The organism is Aeromonas sp. 11P, from assembly GCF_051920165.1.
GTDB classification, from domain to species: Bacteria; Pseudomonadota; Gammaproteobacteria; order Enterobacterales; family Aeromonadaceae; genus Aeromonas; species Aeromonas veronii.
Genome location: NZ_JBQBDJ010000004.1, coordinates 534,044 through 553,280 on the forward strand (window position 1 = coordinate 534,044; position 19,237 = coordinate 553,280).

At 58.2% G+C, this 19,237-nt stretch carries 20 protein-coding genes and 1 pseudogene; 19 read left to right on the forward strand and 2 right to left on the reverse strand.

Annotated elements, in window-relative coordinates; genetic code table 11:
* Positions 1-173: 173 nt before the first annotated feature.
* The 11 genes and pseudogenes from ccoN to ttcA all read left to right on the forward strand — a co-directional run bounded on the left by ccoN (position 174) and on the right by ttcA (position 10,409).
* Positions 174-1,598, forward strand: coding sequence for a cytochrome-c oxidase, cbb3-type subunit I (gene ccoN / locus ACTG1P_RS02625; protein ID WP_005336616.1), 1,425 nt, complete (start codon positions 174-176; stop codon positions 1,596-1,598).
* Positions 1,599-1,614: 16 nt separating this feature from the next.
* A complete protein-coding gene (gene ccoO / locus ACTG1P_RS02630) occupies positions 1,615-2,229 on the forward strand; it encodes a cytochrome-c oxidase, cbb3-type subunit II (RefSeq protein ID WP_005336618.1) in 615 nt (204 codons plus the stop codon).
* Between the two features lie 10 nt (positions 2,230-2,239).
* A pseudogene (locus ACTG1P_RS02635) lies at positions 2,240-2,418 on the forward strand (cbb3-type cytochrome oxidase subunit 3).
* Entirely contained in the window at positions 2,418-3,401 is a 984-nt protein-coding gene (ccoP, locus tag ACTG1P_RS02640) for a cytochrome-c oxidase, cbb3-type subunit III (protein WP_019446377.1), read from the forward strand. The pseudogene ACTG1P_RS02635 and the gene ccoP overlap by 1 nt, the downstream one beginning before the upstream one ends.
* Before the next feature lie 140 nt (positions 3,402-3,541).
* Positions 3,542-4,042, forward strand: coding sequence for a FixH family protein (locus ACTG1P_RS02645; RefSeq protein WP_440000414.1), 501 nt, complete (start codon positions 3,542-3,544; stop codon positions 4,040-4,042).
* 86 nt (positions 4,043-4,128) lie between these two features.
* Complete coding sequence (locus tag ACTG1P_RS02650; RefSeq protein ID WP_440000415.1) at positions 4,129-6,507, forward strand: heavy metal translocating P-type ATPase; 2,379 nt, start codon at positions 4,129-4,131, stop codon at positions 6,505-6,507.
* 138 nt (positions 6,508-6,645) lie between these two features.
* Positions 6,646-6,834: a cbb3-type cytochrome oxidase assembly protein CcoS gene (ccoS, locus tag ACTG1P_RS02655; RefSeq protein ID WP_005336630.1), complete on the forward strand. Its 189-nt coding sequence runs from the start codon at positions 6,646-6,648 to the stop codon at positions 6,832-6,834.
* Complete coding sequence (locus ACTG1P_RS02660) at positions 6,818-7,504, forward strand: sulfite exporter TauE/SafE family protein (protein WP_440000416.1); 687 nt, start codon at positions 6,818-6,820, stop codon at positions 7,502-7,504. The genes ccoS and ACTG1P_RS02660 overlap by 17 nt, the downstream gene beginning before the upstream one ends.
* A 68-nt stretch (positions 7,505-7,572) precedes the next feature.
* Positions 7,573-8,328, forward strand: a complete 756-nt coding sequence (locus ACTG1P_RS02665) for an FNR family transcription factor (RefSeq protein ID WP_005351934.1) — start codon at positions 7,573-7,575, stop codon at positions 8,326-8,328.
* 150 nt (positions 8,329-8,478) lie between these two features.
* Positions 8,479-9,426, forward strand: a complete 948-nt coding sequence (uspE, locus tag ACTG1P_RS02670; protein ID WP_440000417.1) for a universal stress protein UspE — start codon at positions 8,479-8,481, stop codon at positions 9,424-9,426.
* 74 nt (positions 9,427-9,500) lie between these two features.
* Complete coding sequence (gene ttcA, locus ACTG1P_RS02675) at positions 9,501-10,409, forward strand: tRNA 2-thiocytidine(32) synthetase TtcA (protein WP_005336634.1); 909 nt, start codon at positions 9,501-9,503, stop codon at positions 10,407-10,409.
* Positions 10,410-10,512: 103 nt separating this feature from the next.
* On the opposite strand, the gene ACTG1P_RS02680 is transcribed toward ttcA, so the two are convergent.
* A complete protein-coding gene (locus tag ACTG1P_RS02680) occupies positions 10,513-11,214 on the reverse strand; it encodes a DUF2987 domain-containing protein (RefSeq protein WP_440000418.1) in 702 nt (233 codons plus the stop codon).
* A gap of 16 nt (positions 11,215-11,230) precedes the next feature.
* A complete protein-coding gene (locus ACTG1P_RS02685; protein WP_005351939.1) occupies positions 11,231-11,968 on the reverse strand; it encodes a hypothetical protein in 738 nt (245 codons plus the stop codon).
* A gap of 201 nt (positions 11,969-12,169) precedes the next feature.
* Here ACTG1P_RS02685 and potA point away from each other — a divergent pair, with 201 nt between their 5' ends.
* The 8 genes from potA (at position 12,170) to rbsD (ending at position 19,236) form a co-directional block, all read left to right on the forward strand.
* The gene (gene potA / locus ACTG1P_RS02690; protein WP_440000419.1) at positions 12,170-13,273 is read left to right on the forward strand and encodes a spermidine/putrescine ABC transporter ATP-binding protein PotA; all 1,104 of its coding nucleotides are present in this window, start codon (positions 12,170-12,172) and stop codon (positions 13,271-13,273) included.
* Positions 13,260-14,147, forward strand: coding sequence for a spermidine/putrescine ABC transporter permease PotB (gene potB, locus ACTG1P_RS02695; protein ID WP_019446371.1), 888 nt, complete (start codon positions 13,260-13,262; stop codon positions 14,145-14,147). The genes potA and potB overlap by 14 nt, the downstream gene beginning before the upstream one ends.
* A complete protein-coding gene (gene potC / locus ACTG1P_RS02700; protein WP_440000420.1) occupies positions 14,144-14,914 on the forward strand; it encodes a spermidine/putrescine ABC transporter permease PotC in 771 nt (256 codons plus the stop codon). Before potB ends, potC begins: the two co-directional genes overlap by 4 nt.
* 81 nt (positions 14,915-14,995) lie before the next feature.
* Positions 14,996-16,063, forward strand: coding sequence for an extracellular solute-binding protein (locus ACTG1P_RS02705; protein ID WP_440000421.1), 1,068 nt, complete (start codon positions 14,996-14,998; stop codon positions 16,061-16,063).
* Between the two features lie 402 nt (positions 16,064-16,465).
* Complete coding sequence (locus ACTG1P_RS02710) at positions 16,466-16,870, forward strand: MbcA/ParS/Xre antitoxin family protein (RefSeq protein ID WP_005336648.1); 405 nt, start codon at positions 16,466-16,468, stop codon at positions 16,868-16,870.
* Entirely contained in the window at positions 16,870-17,559 is a 690-nt protein-coding gene (locus tag ACTG1P_RS02715; protein ID WP_005336650.1) for an RES family NAD+ phosphorylase, read from the forward strand. The genes ACTG1P_RS02710 and ACTG1P_RS02715 overlap by 1 nt, the downstream gene beginning before the upstream one ends.
* Before the next feature lie 432 nt (positions 17,560-17,991).
* On the forward strand, positions 17,992-18,609 hold the full coding sequence (locus ACTG1P_RS02720; protein WP_440000422.1) for a glutathione S-transferase family protein: 618 nt from the start codon (positions 17,992-17,994) through the stop codon (positions 18,607-18,609).
* A 207-nt stretch (positions 18,610-18,816) separates the two neighbouring features.
* Complete coding sequence (rbsD, locus tag ACTG1P_RS02725) at positions 18,817-19,236, forward strand: D-ribose pyranase (protein WP_108542123.1); 420 nt, start codon at positions 18,817-18,819, stop codon at positions 19,234-19,236.
* Position 19,237: the final 1 nt, after the last annotated feature.

A 19,237-nucleotide genomic window follows, 5' to 3' on the forward strand; every position in this document is an offset into this window, starting at 1 on the left:
CTGTTATTTTACCTGTCACTTCAGTATCATTCCCATGCAGTTTTCATTTAGCCATCTTTTGCTTTTCCTTTCGTTAACAGATGTTAACAACTGGTCGGCGGTGGCTGATGAAGCCAGTCCGGTCCTCCGGATACAAAACCAAACAACAGCAGCATCGGAAGCGGAATATAACGATGAGCCATACAACTAACCATCCTGAGTACAACTACACCGTTGTTCGCCAGTTTACCGTCATGACGATTGTCTGGGGAATTGTCGGCATGTCGGTTGGCGTACTGATCGCAGCCCAGTTGATCTGGCCTGCCCTCAACTTCGAGACCCCCTGGCTGACTTACAGTCGTCTGCGGCCCCTCCATACCAACGCAGTGATCTTCGCCTTCGGCGTCAGTGCACTGATGGCCACCTCGTTTTACGTGGTGCAGCGCACCTGTCAAACCAGACTGTTTGGTGGCCCGCTGGCAACCTTCGTCTTCTGGGGCTGGCAAGCAATCATCCTCTCTGCCGCCATCTCTCTGCCGCTGGGTTACACCTCCGCTAAAGAGTATGCCGAGCTGGAGTGGCCGATTGATATCGCCATCACTGTGGTATGGGTCGCCTATGCCATCGTCTTCTTCGGCACCCTGATGAAGCGCACCACCTCCCACATCTATGTGGCGAACTGGTTCTTCGGCGCCTTCATCATCACCGTTGCGGTGCTGCACATTGTCAACAACATGGAAGTGCCGCTCTCCGGCATGAAGTCCTACTCCATGTACTCCGGCGCCATGGACGCCATGGTGCAGTGGTGGTATGGCCACAACGCGGTAGGCTTCCTGCTGACCGCCGGCTTCCTGGGGATGATGTACTACTTCGTGCCCAAGCAGGCCGGTCGTCCGGTTTACTCCTATCGCCTCTCCATCGTGCACTTCTGGGCGCTGATCTCCCTCTATATCTGGGCAGGTCCGCACCACCTGCACTACACCGCACTGCCTGACTGGGCTCAGTCACTGGGCATGGTTATGTCCCTGATCCTGTTTGTCCCCTCCTGGGGCGGCATGATCAACGGCATCATGACCCTCTCCGGTGCCTGGCACAAACTGCGTTATGACCCTATCCTGCGCTTCCTGATCGTCTCCCTCTCTTTCTACGGCATGTCGACCTTCGAAGGCCCGATGATGGCGATCAAAACCGTCAACGCCCTCTCCCACTACACCGACTGGACCGTTGGTCACGTGCACTCCGGTGCGCTGGGCTGGGTTGCCATGGTCTCCATCGGTGCGGTTTACCATCTGATCCCGAACCTGTTCGGCCAGGGCCGGATGTACAGCGTCAAGCTGATCAACGTTCACTTCTGGCTGGCGACCGTGGGCACCGTGCTCTACATCGTTGCCATGTGGATTTCCGGCGTGATGCAGGGCCTGATGTGGCGTGCAGTCAACGAAGACGGCACCCTGACCTACAGCTTCGTTGAAGCGCTGCAGGCATCCTATCCCTTCTATTTCGTGCGCTTCCTGGGTGGCTGCTTCTTCGTCACCGGCATGTTGCTGATGGCTTACAACGCCTATCGCACCATCACTGCGCCCAAAGGTTCTCTGGAACCTGTCGCCCAGCCAGCATGATTGAAGAGGTCAACCCATGAGCAACAATAACCGTCACGAAATATTTGAAAAAAGCGTTCCCATGCTGGTGGTCGGCATCATATTCGCCATCAGTCTGGGGGGCCTGGTTGAAATCACTCCGCTGTTCTTCCAAAAGCAAACCACCGAGCCGGTGGAGGGCCTCAAGCCCTACACCGCTCTGCAGATGGAAGGACGCGACATCTTCATCCGCGAAGGCTGCACCAACTGCCACAGCCAGATGATCCGTCCGTTCCGTGCCGAAACCGAGCGTTACGGTCACTACTCAGTCGCCGGTGAGAGCGTCTGGGAGCACCCCTTCCTGTGGGGCTCCAAGCGTACTGGTCCGGACCTGGCCCGTGTCGGTGGCCGCTACTCCGACGAGTGGCACAAGGTTCACCTGATCAACCCGCGCGATGTGGTACCGGAATCCAACATGCCCGCCTACCCCTGGCTTGATACCAATGTGCTGACCGGCGAGATGACGGCCAAGAAGCTGGCGCTGTTCCGCGATCACTTCGGTGTGCCCTATACCGACGCCGATATTCAGGGTGCCGGCGAAGCCGTCAAAGGCAAAACCGAGCTGGATGCGCTGGTGGCCTATCTGCAATCACTGGGTCATGCCCTGAAATAAGGAGGCGAAAATGGACTACGGCACATTTCGCGGTCTGTATACCCTGCTGTTGATGGCCATCATGATTGGCATCATCGTCTGGGCCTACAGCAAACGCCGCAAGACCTCTTTCGACGAGGCTGCCAATCTGGTTTTGCCGATGATGAGCAACCCGGTGCTGATAAAAAGAACGCAGGAGCGAAACAATAATGAGCACTCTGTTTAGCATTTTTGTGACTGTCATCAGTCTGGGAACCATCCTCGGCTGCTTCTTGCTGCTGATGTGGTGTCGCAAGGACAAGATGGGTGTTGAAGAAGGCAAATCGATGGGTCACTCCTTCGATGGCATCGAGGAGATCAACAACCCGCTGCCGAAGTGGTGGACTTACATGTTCCTCTTCTTCATCGTCACCGGTCTGGTCTATCTGATCGCCTTCCCGGGGCTTGGCAACTTTAAAGGCCTGTTGGGCTGGCAAAGTTCCAACCAGGACGTGCGCTCGCTGGCCGAGTCCAAGGCTGCAACCGAATCGGCCAAGGCCGAAGGTCGCGCGGTGGAGTATGACCGCGAGGTCGCCAAGGCTGACGAGATCTACGGCGCCAAGTTCCGTGAACTCACCTACGAAGCGGATGGCAAAACCTATCGTGCCATTACCGAGATCGCCAAGGATCCGGAAGCCCTGAAAGTGGGTCAGCGTCTGTTCCTGCAGAACTGCTCCCAGTGCCACGGCTCTGACGCCCGCGGTGGTCGCGGTTTCCCGAACCTGACCGACAGCGAATGGCAATGGGGCGGCCAGCCTGATCAAATCAAGACCACCATCATGGGCGGTCGTCAGGGGATCATGGCTGCCTGGGGTGAAATCCTCGGCAAAGATGGCGTTCAGGAAGTGGCCTCCTATGTGCTGAGCCTCTCCGGTCGCAAGGTCGACTTGGTGGAAGCGAAGAAAGGTGAAGCACGCTTTGCCATCTGCGCTGCCTGCCACGGGGCTGATGCCAAGGGCGGTGTTGCCGTCGGAGCGCCAGATCTGACCAACAACACCTGGCTCTACGGTGGCTCCCGCGAAGTGGTGGTACAAACCATCACCCACGGTCGTCACGGTGTGATGCCAGCCTGGAAAGACATTCTGGGTGAGGACAAGGTTCACCTGCTGGCCTCCTACGTTTACAGCCTGTCTCATCAACAGTCTGCCAAATAAGGTTCGCCCGTAACGTTGTAACATGTGATAAACACGTGATTACACAGCAAAAAGCCTCGACTCCTCGAGGCTTTTTGTTATCTTGTGTTGCGTAAAAACCATCTTCCACGTTAATCATTCGTTTCATGGCAGTAGCAATCATGACCCAACCTCTATCCAAACCGTGGTATCGCCAATTCTGGCCCTGGTTTATCATCGCCCTCCCCACTGCCGCCGTTATCGGCAGTATCGCCACCGCCATCATCGCCAGCAAGGATGGGGTCAATCTGGTGGCCGAGGACTATTACAAACAAGGGAAAGAGATCAATCAGGACTTGAGCAAGTTTGACCGCTCCGAAGCGCTCAATATCCGCTTTAGGCTGGAGGTTGACGGCAACGAGCTGACCCTCAAACCCATCAGCGGCGATATTCCCGCTGGGCAAGCCCTCTATCTCTCGCTGTTCCACCCGACCTTGGCCGGTCAGGACAGCGAACACATGATCACCGCCGATGCGAGCGGCACCTACCGTCTCCATTTCGACAAGCCGCTGGTCGGCAAGTGGCACATTCGGGTCGATGCCTTCGATCACCAGTGGCGATTGCAAGAGACCGTCCAGCTGCCCACCCAGGCCCCTGTCGAACTCGACCCGAAAGGACGCTAAGCCATGACCGGCTGTTCTCACTGTGGCGAGCCGGTTCTCGCCAGCGCTCCTGCTGCTTGCATTCTGCATTCAGGGGGGCATAACGCATGACCCCATGCTTTCACTGTGGCGAGCCGGTACCCGCCAATAGTGGCTATTCCCTCGAGATAAAGGGGATTGTTCGCCCCATGTGCTGCCCCGGTTGTCAGGCGGTGGCGGAAACCATCATGGAGTGCGGCCTTGCCAGTTACTACGATCACCGCACCGCACCCGGCACCAAGGGGGATCTGGTGCCCGAGGAGCTGGCCGCCCTCACCCACTACGATCTGGCAGAAGTGCAACAGGATTTTGTCACCGATAGCGGTACCCTTCGCGAAATCCAGCTGACAGTAGAAGGGCTCACCTGCGCCGCCTGTGCCTGGCTTATCGAACGCCACCTGATGACACTGACGGGCCTGCGCTACATCAACGTCAACACCACCACCCACCGGGCCCGCATCAAGTGGGATCCGGACCAGCTCTCCCTGAGTGACATTCTCAAGGGATTTGCCCAGATCGGCTATCGCGCCTACCCGTTCCAGACCCATCAACAGGAGGCGCTCTACGCCAAAGAGGTGCGCAGCTATATGTTCCGGCTGGCACTGGCAGGGCTGGGCTCGATGCAGGTGATGATGTGCGCCGTGGCCCTCTACATGGACCTCTTCATCAGTGTTGAAGATGAGTTCATGGTCTACTTCAAGTGGATAAGCCTGCTGCTCTCCACCCCCATCATGATCTACTCAGCCCAGCCCTTTTATGTGGGTGCCTGTCGCAGTCTGAAACAGGGTCACCTGTCGATGGATGTGTCGGTGTCGCTGGCGCTGATCGGGGCTTTTATCGCCTCCATGTGGGCCACTGTGTTCAATACCGGTGAGGTCTATTACGACTCCATCACCATGTTCGTCTTCTTCCTGCTGCTGGGGCGCTTTCTCGAGTTGCGGGCCCGGCGCAAGGCGTCGGAATCGAGCTCCAACCTGGCGCGACTGGTGCCCATCATGGCGACCCGCATCGATGATGAAGGGGAGCATGAGGTAGCGGCCAAGACCTTGCAGGTCGGCGATCGGGTACGGGTGCTGGCCGGAGCAACCTTGCCAGCGGACGGCATCATTGTCGAAGGGCAAGCCAGCCTCAACGAATCCATGCTGACCGGTGAACAGCTGCCACTGCTTAAACAGCGCGGTGATCAGGTCTATGCCGGCACCATCAACACGGATGCCCCGCTGCAGATCCGGGTCAGCCACCGTATCGAAGAGTCGCGGATCGCCCAGATCATGCGGCTGCAGGATCACGCTCTCGATGACAAACCGGCCATCGCCCAGATGGCGGATCAGCTGTCGCGCCACTTTATTCTGGTGCTGCTGATCATTGCCGCCGCGGTCTGGACCTTCTGGCACTTCCATCAACCGGATCAGGCGTTCTGGGTCACCCTCGCCGTGCTGGTGGCCACCTGCCCCTGCGCCCTGTCGCTGGCAACGCCGACAGCGCTGACCTCGGCGACCGCCAATCTGACCCGCAACGGCATCCTGCTGCGCCGTGGCCATGTGCTGGATATATTGACCAAGGCTAACCGGATCGTGATGGACAAGACTGGCACCCTGACCACAGGTGAGATCAGTCTGACAGGCACCACCGCCTTGGCAGAGATGGACGAGACGCACTGCCTCGCCATCGCTCGGGCCATGGAGGCGCAATCCGAGCACCCCATAGCTCGCGCCTTCCGGCTGCCAGCCGACAGCATCGCCGTGCTGCCATCCGCCCGCGAGATCACCCCGGTCATCGGTCACGGCATCACAGCGCTGGTGGATGGCGTACGCTACCGCATCGGCAGTGCCCGCTGGCTTGGGCTGGAGCCAGCGCACGAGCATGGTCTGGCTATCTATCTGGCCAACGAGCAACAGGTATTGGCCCGCTTCAATCTGGAAGATACCCTGCGCCCCGATGCCAAGGCGCTGATCGCGGCATTCAAGGCAGCAGGTCTGCAAACTACCGTGCTGACTGGTGACAGCTCTCTGCAAGCAGACGAGATTGCCCGCGAGCTGGGAGTGGATGAGCTGGTCAAGGGGGTCTCACCCGATGGCAAGCTGGCCTACCTCAAGGCCCGGGAAGCCCAGGGGGATATCAGCATCATGGTGGGCGATGGCATCAACGACGCGCCGGTACTGGCTGGCGCTCACGCCTCGTTTGCCATGGCTGGTGGCACCGATCTGGCGAAAAACAGCGCCGACGCCATCCTGCTAGCCGATGACCTGAGCCGACTGCTCGAGGCAAGAGTACTGGCAGTGCGTACCCGCAAGATCATCATCGAGAACTTCGCCTGGTCCATCGGTTACAACCTGCTGGTGCTGCCGCTGGCGGCCTGCGGCTGGCTGCCCCCCTATCTGGCGGCGGCGGGCATGTCGCTCAGCTCACTCATCGTGGTAACCAACTCCATGCGCCTCAACCGATGAGGCTGGTGGCGGAAAATAGCTGAAAATGTGGCCTGCCTCCGATGCAGGCCACATTTCTCACTGATAGCGGCTGGCCCCCTGCCAGAACAGGGTTACCATAGGGGACGCTTGCCAAGGATAAACGCCAAGGTACCTCTCATGAATATAATTTTTGTCCTGATCCCCATCGCCATCCTGTTTGTGATCATCGCCGGGGTCGTCTTCTTCTGGGCCATTCGCTCCGAGCAGTTTGAAGATCTCGACCGGCAGGGATCCAACATCCTGTTTGACGAAGAGCAACCTGCCCACAAACCCGTAAAGCCTGCTGACCATGACCCACAACCTTGATCTGGCCGGCGCCCTGCTGGTCGGACTGGCAGGCTCTGCCCACTGTATCGGCATGTGTGGGGGGGTCTCTGCCGCGCTATCCATGGCGATCCCCGCCAACAAGCAGCACTTCTGGGGGCGGCTCGCCTATCTGCTCAACTACAACCTCGGCCGGATCCTGAGCTATGTCATCGCAGGAGCCTTGGTGGGTGGCCTGCTCGCCACCACCAGCGAGCTGGGCGCAGGCAAACACGCTATTGCCGGCTTGCGTCTCGTGGCAGCTCTATTAATGATTGCGCTTGGTCTCTATCTGGCGGGCTGGTGGCAAGGGATTTTGTTGCTGGAGCGGCTTGGCGCAAGACTTTGGCCCCATATCAAACCGCTGGCGGGCAAATTTATCCCCTTCACTTCACCTGTGCAGGCACTGCCCTTTGGCATGGTGTGGGGCTGGCTCCCCTGCGGGCTGGTCTACTCCATGCTGACCTGGAGCGCAGCGGCCGGTTCGGCCAGTGGCGGGGCGCTGATCATGCTCTTTTTTGGTCTCGGCACCCTGCCCACCCTGTTCGCGTTGGGCGGGCTCGCCGATCGCCTGAGATACTGGCTCACCCTGCGCAGTTTGCGCCTTGGCGGTGCCCTGCTGCTCATTTTGTTCGGGGTACATACCTTCTGGATTGGAATTGCTTCCTTTTGAAACCCTATCCAAAACGGATGAGTTGATGGTAAACTTGTTTGATATAAATCAATTATTCGTATGAGCCTATGATCCCGGAAAAGAAACCTGGCAGACGTATCCAGAGCGGTGGCTGTGCAATTCATTGCCAGGATTGCAGCATCAGTCAGCTCTGTATTCCCTTCACTCTGAACGACAACGAGCTTGATCAGCTGGACAGCATCATCGAGCGCAAGAAGCCGATCCAGAAGGGTGAAGAGCTGTTCAAGGCTGGCGATGAGTTCAAATCGCTCTATGCCATCCGTTCCGGGACCATCAAGTCTTACACCATCACCGAGCAAGGGGATGAGCAGATCACTGCGTTCCACCTCGCTGGCGATCTGGTCGGGTTTGATGCCATCAACAAGCAGGCCCACCCCTCCTTCGCCCAAGCGCTGGAAACGGCCATGGTGTGCGAGATCCCCTTTGAAGTGCTGGATGATCTCTCCGGCAAGATGCCCAAACTGCGCCAGCAGATCATGCGTCTGATGAGCAGCGAAATCATGGGCGATCAGGAGATGATCCTGCTGCTCTCCAAGAAGAATGCTGAAGAGCGCCTCGCCGCCTTCCTGCACAATCTGTCGGTACGCTTCTCCGAGCGCGGTTTCTCCGCCAAGGAGTTCCGTCTCTCCATGACCCGTGGGGACATTGGCAACTATCTGGGTCTGACCGTCGAGACCATCAGTCGTCTGCTCGGACGTTTCCAGAAGTCCGGTCTCATCAGCGTTAAAGGCAAATACATTACCGTGCTTGATCAGGTCGCGCTGGGCATGATGGCCGGTGCAACTCGCCCGCCCTGCGGCTGACTTTCCGCTTACCCTCCCGCTATTTTCCTGCGTTCCCTGCCGGATCCTTTCCTCTGGAATGTGATCCGGTACGTTCCCCATACCCTCCTCCTGCGCTAAGCTGTAATGGCTAAGATTCTGCTGTCATTGGACTTTTCCAAGGAGGAGAAGATGGTCAAATATCAGAATATTCTGGTGGTTATCAATCCAGAAGAGGAGCGTCAAATCGCCCTCGAACGGGCAGTCAAAGTCGCCGAGCTGGACGAAAACGCCCATCTGACCCTGCTGCTCACCATCTATGACTTCTCGTATGAAATGACCGCCATGCTCTCGGTGGACGAGCGGCAAGAGATGCGCGACGGCGTCATTTCACAGCGACGTGAGTGGCTGGACGAGATCCTGACCCCCTATCGGGCACGGGGGATCGAATGCGAAGTGAAGGTAGTCTGGCACAATCGTCCCTTCGAGTGCGTCATTCAGGAGGTGCTGGAGCAGCGCCACGATCTGGTGGTCAAAGCCACTCACCATCACAGCTTCCTGCAAACCTTCATCTTTACCCCCACCGACTGGCACCTGCTGCGCAAATGCCCCTGTCCGGTGCTGCTGGTCAAGGAGGGTCACTGGCAACGGGGCGGCAACATCATCGCCGCCATCAACTGCTCAAGCGACGATCCGGATCAGAAACTGCTCAACGAACGGATCACCCAGGAGGGAAGCGACATCGCCGAGCTGCTGGGCTCAAACCTCTATCTGGTCAACACCTACCCGGGCACCCCGGTTAACGTGGCCATCGAGCTGCCGGAGTTTGACCCCAACGCCTACAACGAGGCGATCCGCAAGCACCACGAAAGCCTGCTGCTAAGCCATGCCGACAAGTTCGGGATCGGTCATCTCTGGACCCGGGTAGCTGAAGGACTACCGGAAGAGGTGTTGCCGGATATGGCCGAAGAGCTCAAGGCGACCTTGATGATCATGGGCTGTGTCGGGCGTACCGGTCTTTCTGCTGCTCTGCTCGGCAATACTGCCGAACATGTGATTGACCGCCTCTCCTGCGACATCCTGATCCTCAAACCGGCGGACTACAGCTGCCCGGTCGACAGTCGTCGCAATCGATCATAAGGTGCCTGGCACCTTGCCCTACCCCGGGACATGGCTATAATAACGCGCTTATTTGTGTCCCGGGTTTTACGAGCATGCTAGAAGAGCTGAACGCCAAAGAAAAATACAGTTTTAACAAACTGCAGAAGCGCCTGCGGCGCAACGTGGGTCAAGCCATTGCCGACTTCAACATGATTGAAGAGGGCGACAAGGTCATGGTCTGCCTCTCCGGCGGCAAGGACAGCTTCGGTATGCTCGACATACTGATGAGCCTCAAAGCCAGCGCCCCCATCCATTTCGATCTGGTTGCCGTCAACCTGGATCAGAAGCAGCCCGGTTTCCCCGAGCATGTGCTGCCCGAGTACCTGGATTCCCTCGGCATCGAGTACAAGATCGTCGAGGAAGATACATACTCCATCGTCAAAGAGAAGGTACCGGAAGGCAAAACTACCTGCTCCCTCTGCTCACGGCTGCGTCGCGGTATTCTCTACCGCACCGCCCAGGAGCTGGGTTGCACCAAGATTGCCCTTGGCCACCACCGCGACGACATCCTCGAGACCCTGTTCCTCAACATGTTCTACGGTGGCAAGCTCAAGTCCATGCCGCCCAAGCTGGTGAGCGATGATGGCAAGAACGTGGTGATCCGCCCGCTGGCTTACTGCAAAGAGAAGGATCTGATCCGCTACGCCGACGTCAAAGCCTTCCCCATCATTCCGTGCAACCTGTGCGGCTCGCAGGAGAACCTGCAGCGTCAGGCCATCAAGCAGATGATGCAGGATTGGGATCGCCGCTTCCCGGGTCGTATCGAGACCATGTTCACCGCCATTCAGGATGTGATCCCGAGCCACCTGCTCGATCACAAGCTGTTTGACTTCAAGAGCATCAACCGCGACTCCGGCATCATCGATGGCGGAGACAAGGCGTTTGATCCGCCCGAGATGCCAAAAGCACCGCTGCTGGATATCGACGAGATGGACATGCTGGATGTGATTGAAGTGCGCTAAGCCGCCGTCACAGGGCAAACGCCACGCAATAAAAAAGGAGCGATGATCGCTCCTTTTTTGCTTTCTTGATCTGCCTGTTACCAACGTGACAACACCATCGGCATCAGCCCTTGTGCAACCAGGGGGTCAGGCGCAACACGTCACCCTGCAGGCGAAGTTGCCCGGTTGCGAACGCGGCCAGTTGCTCATTGCTCAGCAGCAGGTGGCCTTCCTGCCAGGGCAGCGCCTCCTGACGGGCACCATCAAACAGATAAGCGGTGCCGCTCTGCTGCACCAGGGTAATGCGCACCCCTTCCATCTTCGGCAGGAAGTGCTTGCCGACCATGCCCGCCATCTTGTCGAGCAGCGACTGCATCTGCTGCTGACGGGCCGCCAGCTCGGCCAGCGGCAGCTCGGGCCCGTTCGGTGCGTCGGCCATCACCTGTACCGTCATATCGCAAGTGGCGTGCTCTTCTTTCAGGCCGACGGTCACGATCCCCTTGTCGAGGTTGAGATCCTCATCAAAAGGCAGGCGCAGTTCGCTATCGACCGTTACCTCGCCCGCCACTTCCTTGCTGTCGGTTACAACCCGGGCAAAAGTGAGGCCGCAGCGCCGACTATTTTGCGGATCGGTCAGATAAAACCCCAGTCTGGCGTGACCAAACTCCCCTTTGGCAAAGGTCTTCATCTGGCTGTAGAAGGTGCTGTATTGCAGATCCAGCACCGGCTCAGCCAGCACCGGCTCAGCCAGCGCCAGCCCTGGCAGCAAGAGCGTGGCCAGCAGACTCTGGCGCACAGCCTTGGTCACTCCATATCGACGGGTCATTCAACATCCTTTTGCATCATGCATTGAAATGGTTGGGGCCTTCTGTCACCTCGTTAACCTCTACCCCCACCCCGCAGAGATCCCGATAGAGGATCCCTTTGCAGTTGAAATAGAGCGGTGCCACCCAGATAAGCCCCAACCCCATCGGGATCAGAGCCAGGAAGAAGAGCGCGGTCATCACGCCGTGGAACAGCACAATGCTGGGCCAGCCGCGCGCAAAGAGTTTGAGAGAAACCAGAATGGCCTGGGGCGGCGTCAGGCCACGCTCCAGCACCAGCGGGACGGTAAAGAGCAGCCCCATGCCGATCAGGGCTGAGGGGATGAAAGAGAGTACGGCGGGCAATCCCAGCAGATCGAACAGCGGGCCAAACAGGCTGGTGAGCAGACTGCCAAGCAGGCTCAACATGCCGAGGCGTACAAAGTGGCGGAAGAAGTCGAACACCTGGTTGGCGCGGGCGCGCACCCCGACCGACTGCTGCAACCCCAGCATATCGAGGGAGCTGGTCATGGGGGCCATCACCACCGTCATCAGCAAGCTCAGCACCATGGCCACATTCATCTGGCTGTCATCCCCCAGATAGGGCAACAGCAGCACATTGCTAAGCAGGATCCAGATCGCCGTCACCCCGACAATCGCCAGCAGCAGGCCAAATCCGGTACGGCGGGTCTGTTGCCATCCCTCCTGGATGACCCCTTTCAGATCAAGGCGGTAGCCCTGGTTCAGAGACTGCTCAAGGGAGCCGCCAATACGCATTTTATTACTCAATTGACTATCCAATATCGAAAACGACCAAATCAGGTGGCACATTATAGCGATTTGGTCTGCTATTCGTAGCCGTTTTTCCTGCGCAGTTGCGGCTAATTCGGGCCAAAAAGCCTTTAATTTCATGTGTTGGCTGCATAGAATGCGGCCCTCTTTCAACACGATGGCCACTGGCTGGGGTGAGACTGGCGGATGATGAACAATCCACAGGTAATTGTCGCGCTGAACAAGATCAGCAAAAAATACGATGGCAAGGTGATCCTGAGTGACCTTGACCTTGAAATCTACGATGGTGAATTTCTTACCCTGCTGGGCCCCTCCGGCTGTGGCAAGACCACCCTGCTGCGCCTGCTGGCCGGGCTCGAATCGGTCGACGGTGGCACCATCCATCTGGCCGGTGACGAGATCACCCATATCCCCGCCGAACACAGGCACATCAACACCGTGTTCCAGAGCTATGCGCTCTTCCCCCATATGACGGTGTTTGAAAACGTCGCCTTTGGCCTCGAGATGCAGAAGGTACCGGCCAGCGAGATCCGCCAGCGGGTCGAGGAGACACTCGCCATGGTGCAGCTCACCGAGCTGGCCAATCGCCGCCCGGATCAGCTCTCCGGCGGCCAGCAACAACGGGTCGCCATCGCCCGCGCCGTGGTCAACAAGCCGCGCCTGCTGCTGCTCGATGAATCCCTCTCGGCGCTCGACTACAAGCTGCGCAAGCAGATGCAGAGCGAGCTCAAGGCGCTGCAACGTCGCCTTGGCATCACCTTTGTCTTCGTTACCCATGATCAGGAAGAGGCGCTCACCATGTCTGATCGCATCCTGGTGATGGAGGGGGGCCAAATCATCCAGCGTGGCACTCCGCGCGATATCTACGAATCGCCAGCCAACCTGTTCGTGGCCCGCTTTATCGGCGAGATCAACGTGATGGATGGCAAGCTGATCAATCAGCGCGAACCCGGTATCTGGCAGGCCGAGGTAGAGGGGCGCGAATGCCTGCTCCATACCGCCTTGCCGTTCCAGCCAGACGACAAGGTACTGGTGCTGCTGCGCCCGGAAGATCTGCGCATTCTCGATCAGGATGACGATCAGAGTGGCGCGCTGCGGGGCAATATCCGCGAGCGCAACTACAAGGGGGCGACGCTGGATTCGGTGATCGAACTCGACAGTGGCAAACAGCTGCTTATCTCCGAGTTCTTCGACGAGGATGACCCCGACTTTGACTATCGCCTGGGTCAGGAGGTGGCGATCCACTGGGTCGACAGCTGGGAGGTGGTGCTGCCCTATGAGCCTCACTAATCTGCGGGTAGCGCACAGCTTTGCCCACAACGGCTTTCGCAACGGGGCCATTGCGCTGATCCTGGGCTGGCTGACGCTGTTTGTCTTCCTGCCCAACCTGATGATCATCGGCGTCAGCTTCCTGACCCGTGACGAGTCCGAGCTTATCGCGCCGCTCTTTACCCTGAGCAACTATGGCCGCCTGCTGGACCCCCTCTATTTCGAGGTGCTGCTCCACTCCCTCTGGCTGGCGCTGCTCGCTACCGCCATCTGCCTGCTGGTGGGCTACCCCTTTGCCTGGCTGCTGGCTCATCTGCCAGCGCGTATCCGCCCACTGCTGCTGTTTCTGGTGGTGGTGCCGTTCTGGACCAACTCCCTGATCCGCACCTATGCGCTGAAAGTGCTGCTCGGCACCCGGGGGCTGATCAATGGCTGGCTGCTGGATCTGGGGCTTATCGAGCGGCCGCTGCAGATGATGTATACCGAGGTGGCCGTCATCATCGGGCTGGTCTATGTGCTGCTCCCCTTTATGGTGCTGCCGCTCTACTCCAGCATCGAGAAGCTGGATGGCCGTTTGCTGGAGGCGGCGCGGGATCTCGGCGCCAACGGCTGGCAGCGGCTGGTGCGGATCATTCTGCCCCTCACCCTGCCCGGCATCATCGCCGGTTGTCTGCTGGTGTTCCTGCCCGCCATGGGGATGTTCTACGTCTCCGACTTGCTGGGTGGCGCCAAACACCTGCTGATCGGCAACCTGATCAAGACCCAGTTCCTCAACAGCCGTGACTGGCCCTTTGGCGCCGCCATCAGCGTGATGCTGACGGTGCTGATGGCGCTGTTGGTCTACTGCTACTGGCGGGCAGGCAAGCTATTGAGCAAGAAGGGGGAGCTGGCATGATGCGCGCACTGAAAGCTCTGTTCCTGCTGCTGGTGTTTGGCTATCTCTATGTGCCCATCGGGGTGCTGATCGCCAACTCCTTCAACCTGTCGAAATATGGCATCGACTGGCGCGGCTTTACCCTTGGCTGGTATGAGAAGCTGTTTGCCAGCGCCAGCCTGATGCAGGCGGCCCAGCACTCCCTGACCATCGCCGCCCTCACCGCCACCGCCGCCACCCTGATCGGCACCCTCACCGCCGTAGCGCTGTTTCGCTACCGCTTTCGCGGCAAACAGTACGTGAGCGGCATGCTGTTCGTGGTGATGATGTCCCCCGATATCGTGATGGCCATCTCCCTGTTGACTCTGTTTGTGGCCACCGGCATTGCGCTGGGCTTCTGGTCGCTGCTGATCGCCCACATCACCTTCTGTCTGCCGTTCGTAGTGATCACCGTCTACTCGCGGCTGTGCGGTTTTGATGTGCGGATGCTGGAAGCTGCGCGGGATCTGGGGGCTGGCGAGTGGATCATCCTGCGCCGCATCATACTGCCGCTGGCCCTGCCGGCGGTGATGGCGGGCTGGCTGCTCTCCTTTACCCTGTCGCTGGACGACGTGGTGGTGAGCTCCTTTGTGACCGGCCCGGCCTACGAGATCCTGCCGCTCAAGATCTACTCCATGGTCAAGGTGGGGGTCTCCCCCGAGGTCAACGCCCTGGCCACCCTGATGCTGGTCGCCTCCCTCGGGATGGTACTGCTGGTGCAACTGTTACTGCGTAAACGGCAGGGTTGACCCTGCCCGTTTCGTCCCCGCCACCTTTGGCGAACTCTGTCACGGTGGGCCGCAAGGCCCCATAACCCCAAGGAGTTGTTGATGACAATCCAACACAAGGCCGGCGCCCTGCTGGCAGCCGCCCTCACCCTCACCACCCCGCTGCTGAGCCAGAGCGCTCACGCAGCCGACGACAAGGTGGTCTACTTCTACAACTGGTCGGAATATGTGCCGGATGGCCTGCTGGAGCAGTTCCAGCAAGAGACCGGCATCAAGGTGATCTACTCCACCTACGAATCCAACGAGACCCTCTACGCCAAGCTGAAAACCCATGGCGACGGCTATGACGTGGTGGTGCCCAGCACCTACTTCATCTCGAAAATGGCCAAAGAGGGGATGCTGCAGCCGCTGGATCGCGACCAGCTGCCCAACTTCAAGCACCTCGACCCTACCCTGCTCAACCACGAGTACGACCCGGACAACCGCTACTCCATCCCCTATATCTGGGGCGCAACCGGGATCGGCACCAACACCGACATCATCGAGCAACCCGTTACCAGCTGGAAACAGCTCTGGGCGCCGGAGTGGAAAGAGAGCCTGCTGCTGATGGACGATGCCCGCGAGGTGTTCCATATCGCGCTGGTGCAGCTGGGCTACAGCCCCAACACCCAGGACAAGGCGCAAATTGCCGAAGCGTTCGAATACCTGAAAAAGCTGATGCCCAACGTCAAGGCGTTCAACTCCGACAACCCGGCCGATCCCTTTATCGCCGGTGAGGTCAATATCGGTATGCTGTGGAACGGCTCGGCCTACGGTGCCCAGCGCGAATACCCCTCCATCCAGATGACCTACCCCGAAGAAGGTGCCGTGCTCTGGATGGACAACCTCGCCATCCCGGCCAAGGCCAAGCATGTGAAGGAAGCCCACGCCCTGATCAACTTCCTGATGCGCCCCGATGTGGCCGCCAAGGTGGCCGAGGCGATTGGCTACCCCACCCCGGTCAAGGATGCCATTCCCCTGCTCACCCCGACGTTTCGCAATAACCCCATGGTCTTCCCGAGCGACGAGATCAAGCGCAAGGGCGAGTTTCAGTCCGATGTGGGGGACGCCTCCCGCCTCTACGAGCAGTACTTCCTGCAGCTGAAAGCCATGGTGGCCAAGGCCGGTTAAGTCGGCTTTTCACGTACCCTGACGGGATCAATGAATTAAGGGAGCAATAGCTCCCTTTTTCATCTTCACCTCTTCGATGCCTAAACACGACAGCACTCCGATCGACACATGGCGCGCCTCGTGTCTGGCCTCCATCACGCTGGCCCATCGGCTCGAAAATGAGGCCAATAAAGACGCCGAGAAAATCAACCCAATGTACCAGCCAGGACCACACCAGATAGTGACTGACCACTGAGTGTTTTTTGCGTGACCTCAAGGAAGAAGATTAACGCCCAAGAATGAACATATATGTGAACATATGTATAAATGTGTACATGTGTGCGCATTTCTTCTACACTAAACTCAAGTTAACATTTCACGCGCCAGACAGCCGTCTGGCGCTGACTATAGTAAGGAGGACATATGGCCAACACTGCACAAAAAGCCCTGAAAAATGGCGCCATTGACCCCAGTAAGGCACTGCCTGTGGTATTCCGTATCCTGGATAAGTGGCACTGCAATACAGATGAACAGCTGAAACTTCTTGGCATTTCATCCCGTTCAACATTGAACAAATACAAAGAGTCAAACGGCGGGATCCGTCTGACCGTGGATATGCAAGAACGGATGAGCTACATCCTCAATATCCATAAGTGTCTGAGGATGCTGTTCAGTGCCGACGACAGCATCTACGGCTGGGTGCGCAAACCCAACAGCCATCCCTTCTTTGCAGGGCGCAGCGCGATGGACATTATGAACGCTGGCCGCGTGGCTGATTTGTATGAAGTGGCCACCCGTCTGCATGCCTGGCGCGGGGGTATGGCCTGATGCAAGAGCCGCCACTGATTGAACTCAAGGGGGAGCGAGCCTATCGGATCATTCCAAGCCGCTACCCCACCATCGATCTCTATGAAGACGTAGCTAATGCGGACGAACTGGAGGCCGTCTGGGCCATAGAGTCACTGACCAATGATCGGTTGAATGAAGCGGCGGGTGATCTGTCGTTGGTACCGAAAGAGGATTGGTTGGTCGGGCTAAATGGCAGCAGCTATGTGATGGCAGCCTTCACCCATATCAACCCGGAAGGAGCCCGATTCACCACTGGCGATTTCGGCGGTTACTACTGCGCCCCCCTGCTCGATACTGCCATCAAAGAGACTGTGTATCACCAAGAGCGCATGTTCGGCTACACCAACGAACCCGCTCAGAAAGTACAGATGCGGGTGCTCTATACCGAGTTCAACGCCAATCTGGTCGATATCACCAGCGCGGAATTTCTCTCCACCCCGCTTTATCACGCAACCAACTATGGTCAATCCCAAGCTTTCGCCCAAGAACAGAAAACCAAGGGGATAGACGGTATCCACTACCGTTCTGTGCGCCACAGCGGTCATAACTGCCATGTGCTCTATCGCCCCCGTCTGGTCACCAAGATCCACCAAGCCCAGCATCTGGAATACCACTGGAATGGCAGTGCCATCGCCAATGTTTTGGAAATTAAGCTATATGGGGAATAAGGTTCTGTCTTATTGATAATAATTGCGGTGCTCCCCTTCAAGCCTGAAAGGATCATCGCAAAAAGGATCTGTATTCCCGCACACGGGCATCAGTCTTCCACCTGCATGATTTCTCACAGATAGAGTGCATCGCGAGGCGGGAGCGCTATTGCCCCCCAGTCCTTTCAGTACCAACTTGCCACCCCTCAGTCGTCAGCGATGCCATCAAGCTCAGCAACATCTGGTTCGAGGTTTTGGCCAAGGGGTTTAGGGTGTGGGCAAACAGCAAAGCAGCCAAAGCCGATTAATTCTGCGCTTTTTTCCCCCCTCAGGGGTGTAGATTGGCTGTGGGGCAAGCGTTGCCCCTCTCTTTTTTTCATGACCCCTCGAGGTATCACGGAAAGCACGTTTTTCGCCGATATTGCGGGTGGCCTGAGCCAATCAGGAGTATTCATGTCCGATCTGACCCTTTATTTCGCTCCCGGCACCTGTGCCATGGCCGTGCAGATTGCCCTGCTGGAAGCAAATGCCTCGTTCCAACCCCGTCTCGTCAACCTCGCCGCAGGGGAGCAGCGTGATCCTGCGTATCTTGCCATCAACCCCAAAGGACGGGTGCCGGCGCTTATTACAGAACAGGGCACCCTGACCGAGACCCCGGCCCTGCTGCTCTATGTGGCGCAGCGCTTCCCCAATGCCAAGCTGGCGCCGCTGGACAACCCGTTCCTGCTGGCCCGCATGCAAGAGGTCAACAGCTTCCTCGCCTCCACCGTGCATGTCTCCCACGCCCACGGTCGCCGTGGCAGCCGCTGGGCCGATGACGAGCAGGCCATTGTCGCCATGCAGCAGAAAGTCGCCAGCAATATGCGCGATGGTTTTGCCCAGATTGAGCAGCACTATCTGGCAGGCCCCTGGGTACTGGGCGAGCAGTTCAGCGTGGCGGACATCTATCTGTTCGTGGTCGCGGGCTGGCTGAAAAGCGATGGGGTCGAGATCAGTGAATTCCCCAAGGTTGCCGAGCATTATCAGCGCATGCTGAGCCGTCCGGCGGTCAACAAAGCCCTCTCCAACTAAGTAAAAAATCAATAAAAAGGGTGCCGAGGCTCTGCTGGCACCCTTCTTTCTCTTTCCTCCCCCGCCTTTGAGATCGTTTTCACATTTCCGTGGTTTTGCCATGGCTCTTCCATCCTAAAAAGCCTATCTTTGCGCCATAACGCAACCGGTTGCGTAACCGGTTGCCTGATAAGAAACTGCGATGGCGAAAGCCTGATGAGGTGCTGTATGAAACGAGGCGTACTGCTCAATGCTCCCCTGAGTGCTCTGGTAGCACAGATGGGTCACACCGACGAGATCACCGTCTGCGATGCGGGCTTGCCCATTCCGGCAGGGCCGGAGCGGATCGATCTGGCGCTGATGGCGGGCACCCCCAGCCTCGAAACCGTGCTGAGCGCCCTGCTCACCGATCTGGTGGTGGAGAAGGTGATCATGGCGAGCGAGATCAAGCAGATCAGCCCTGCCGCCCATCAGGCGCTGGTCGATCAGCTTGAAGCGCACGCAGCCGCCCAGGGCAAGCCCATCGCCATCGAATACTGCCTGCACGAAGAGTTCAAAACCCGCTCCCGCCAGAGCAAGGCGATCGTGCGCAGCGGCGAGGTGACTCCCTACGCCAACCTGATCCTCTGCGCCGGTGTGGCGTTCTGAC

Excerpts from the sequence above, each read along its gene's own strand:
- potC (WP_440000420.1), top strand. The coding sequence starts at position 14,144 with ATGATGCGCGCACTGAAAGCTCTGTTCCTGCTGCTGGTGTTTGGCTAT.
- uspE (WP_440000417.1), top strand. The coding sequence starts at position 8,479 with ATGGTCAAATATCAGAATATTCTGGTGGTTATCAATCCAGAAGAGGAG.
- ccoP (WP_019446377.1), top strand. The coding sequence starts at position 2,418 with ATGAGCACTCTGTTTAGCATTTTTGTGACTGTCATCAGTCTGGGAACC.
- ACTG1P_RS02705 (WP_440000421.1), top strand. The coding sequence starts at position 14,996 with ATGACAATCCAACACAAGGCCGGCGCCCTGCTGGCAGCCGCCCTCACC.
- ACTG1P_RS02650 (WP_440000415.1), top strand. The coding sequence starts at position 4,129 with ATGACCCCATGCTTTCACTGTGGCGAGCCGGTACCCGCCAATAGTGGC.
- ccoN (WP_005336616.1), top strand. The coding sequence starts at position 174 with ATGAGCCATACAACTAACCATCCTGAGTACAACTACACCGTTGTTCGC.
- ACTG1P_RS02680 (WP_440000418.1), bottom strand. The coding sequence starts at position 11,214 with ATGACCCGTCGATATGGAGTGACCAAGGCTGTGCGCCAGAGTCTGCTG.
- rbsD (WP_108542123.1), top strand. The coding sequence starts at position 18,817 with ATGAAACGAGGCGTACTGCTCAATGCTCCCCTGAGTGCTCTGGTAGCA.
- ACTG1P_RS02660 (WP_440000416.1), top strand. The coding sequence starts at position 6,818 with ATGACCCACAACCTTGATCTGGCCGGCGCCCTGCTGGTCGGACTGGCA.
- ccoO (WP_005336618.1), top strand. The coding sequence starts at position 1,615 with ATGAGCAACAATAACCGTCACGAAATATTTGAAAAAAGCGTTCCCATG.
- ACTG1P_RS02710 (WP_005336648.1), top strand. The coding sequence starts at position 16,466 with ATGGCCAACACTGCACAAAAAGCCCTGAAAAATGGCGCCATTGACCCC.
- ACTG1P_RS02685 (WP_005351939.1), bottom strand. The coding sequence starts at position 11,968 with ATGCGTATTGGCGGCTCCCTTGAGCAGTCTCTGAACCAGGGCTACCGC.
- ACTG1P_RS02645 (WP_440000414.1), top strand. The coding sequence starts at position 3,542 with ATGACCCAACCTCTATCCAAACCGTGGTATCGCCAATTCTGGCCCTGG.
- ACTG1P_RS02665 (WP_005351934.1), top strand. The coding sequence starts at position 7,573 with ATGATCCCGGAAAAGAAACCTGGCAGACGTATCCAGAGCGGTGGCTGT.
- ACTG1P_RS02720 (WP_440000422.1), top strand. The coding sequence starts at position 17,992 with ATGTCCGATCTGACCCTTTATTTCGCTCCCGGCACCTGTGCCATGGCC.
- potB (WP_019446371.1), top strand. The coding sequence starts at position 13,260 with ATGAGCCTCACTAATCTGCGGGTAGCGCACAGCTTTGCCCACAACGGC.
- ccoS (WP_005336630.1), top strand. The coding sequence starts at position 6,646 with ATGAATATAATTTTTGTCCTGATCCCCATCGCCATCCTGTTTGTGATC.
- potA (WP_440000419.1), top strand. The coding sequence starts at position 12,170 with ATGATGAACAATCCACAGGTAATTGTCGCGCTGAACAAGATCAGCAAA.
- ttcA (WP_005336634.1), top strand. The coding sequence starts at position 9,501 with ATGCTAGAAGAGCTGAACGCCAAAGAAAAATACAGTTTTAACAAACTG.
- ACTG1P_RS02715 (WP_005336650.1), top strand. The coding sequence starts at position 16,870 with ATGCAAGAGCCGCCACTGATTGAACTCAAGGGGGAGCGAGCCTATCGG.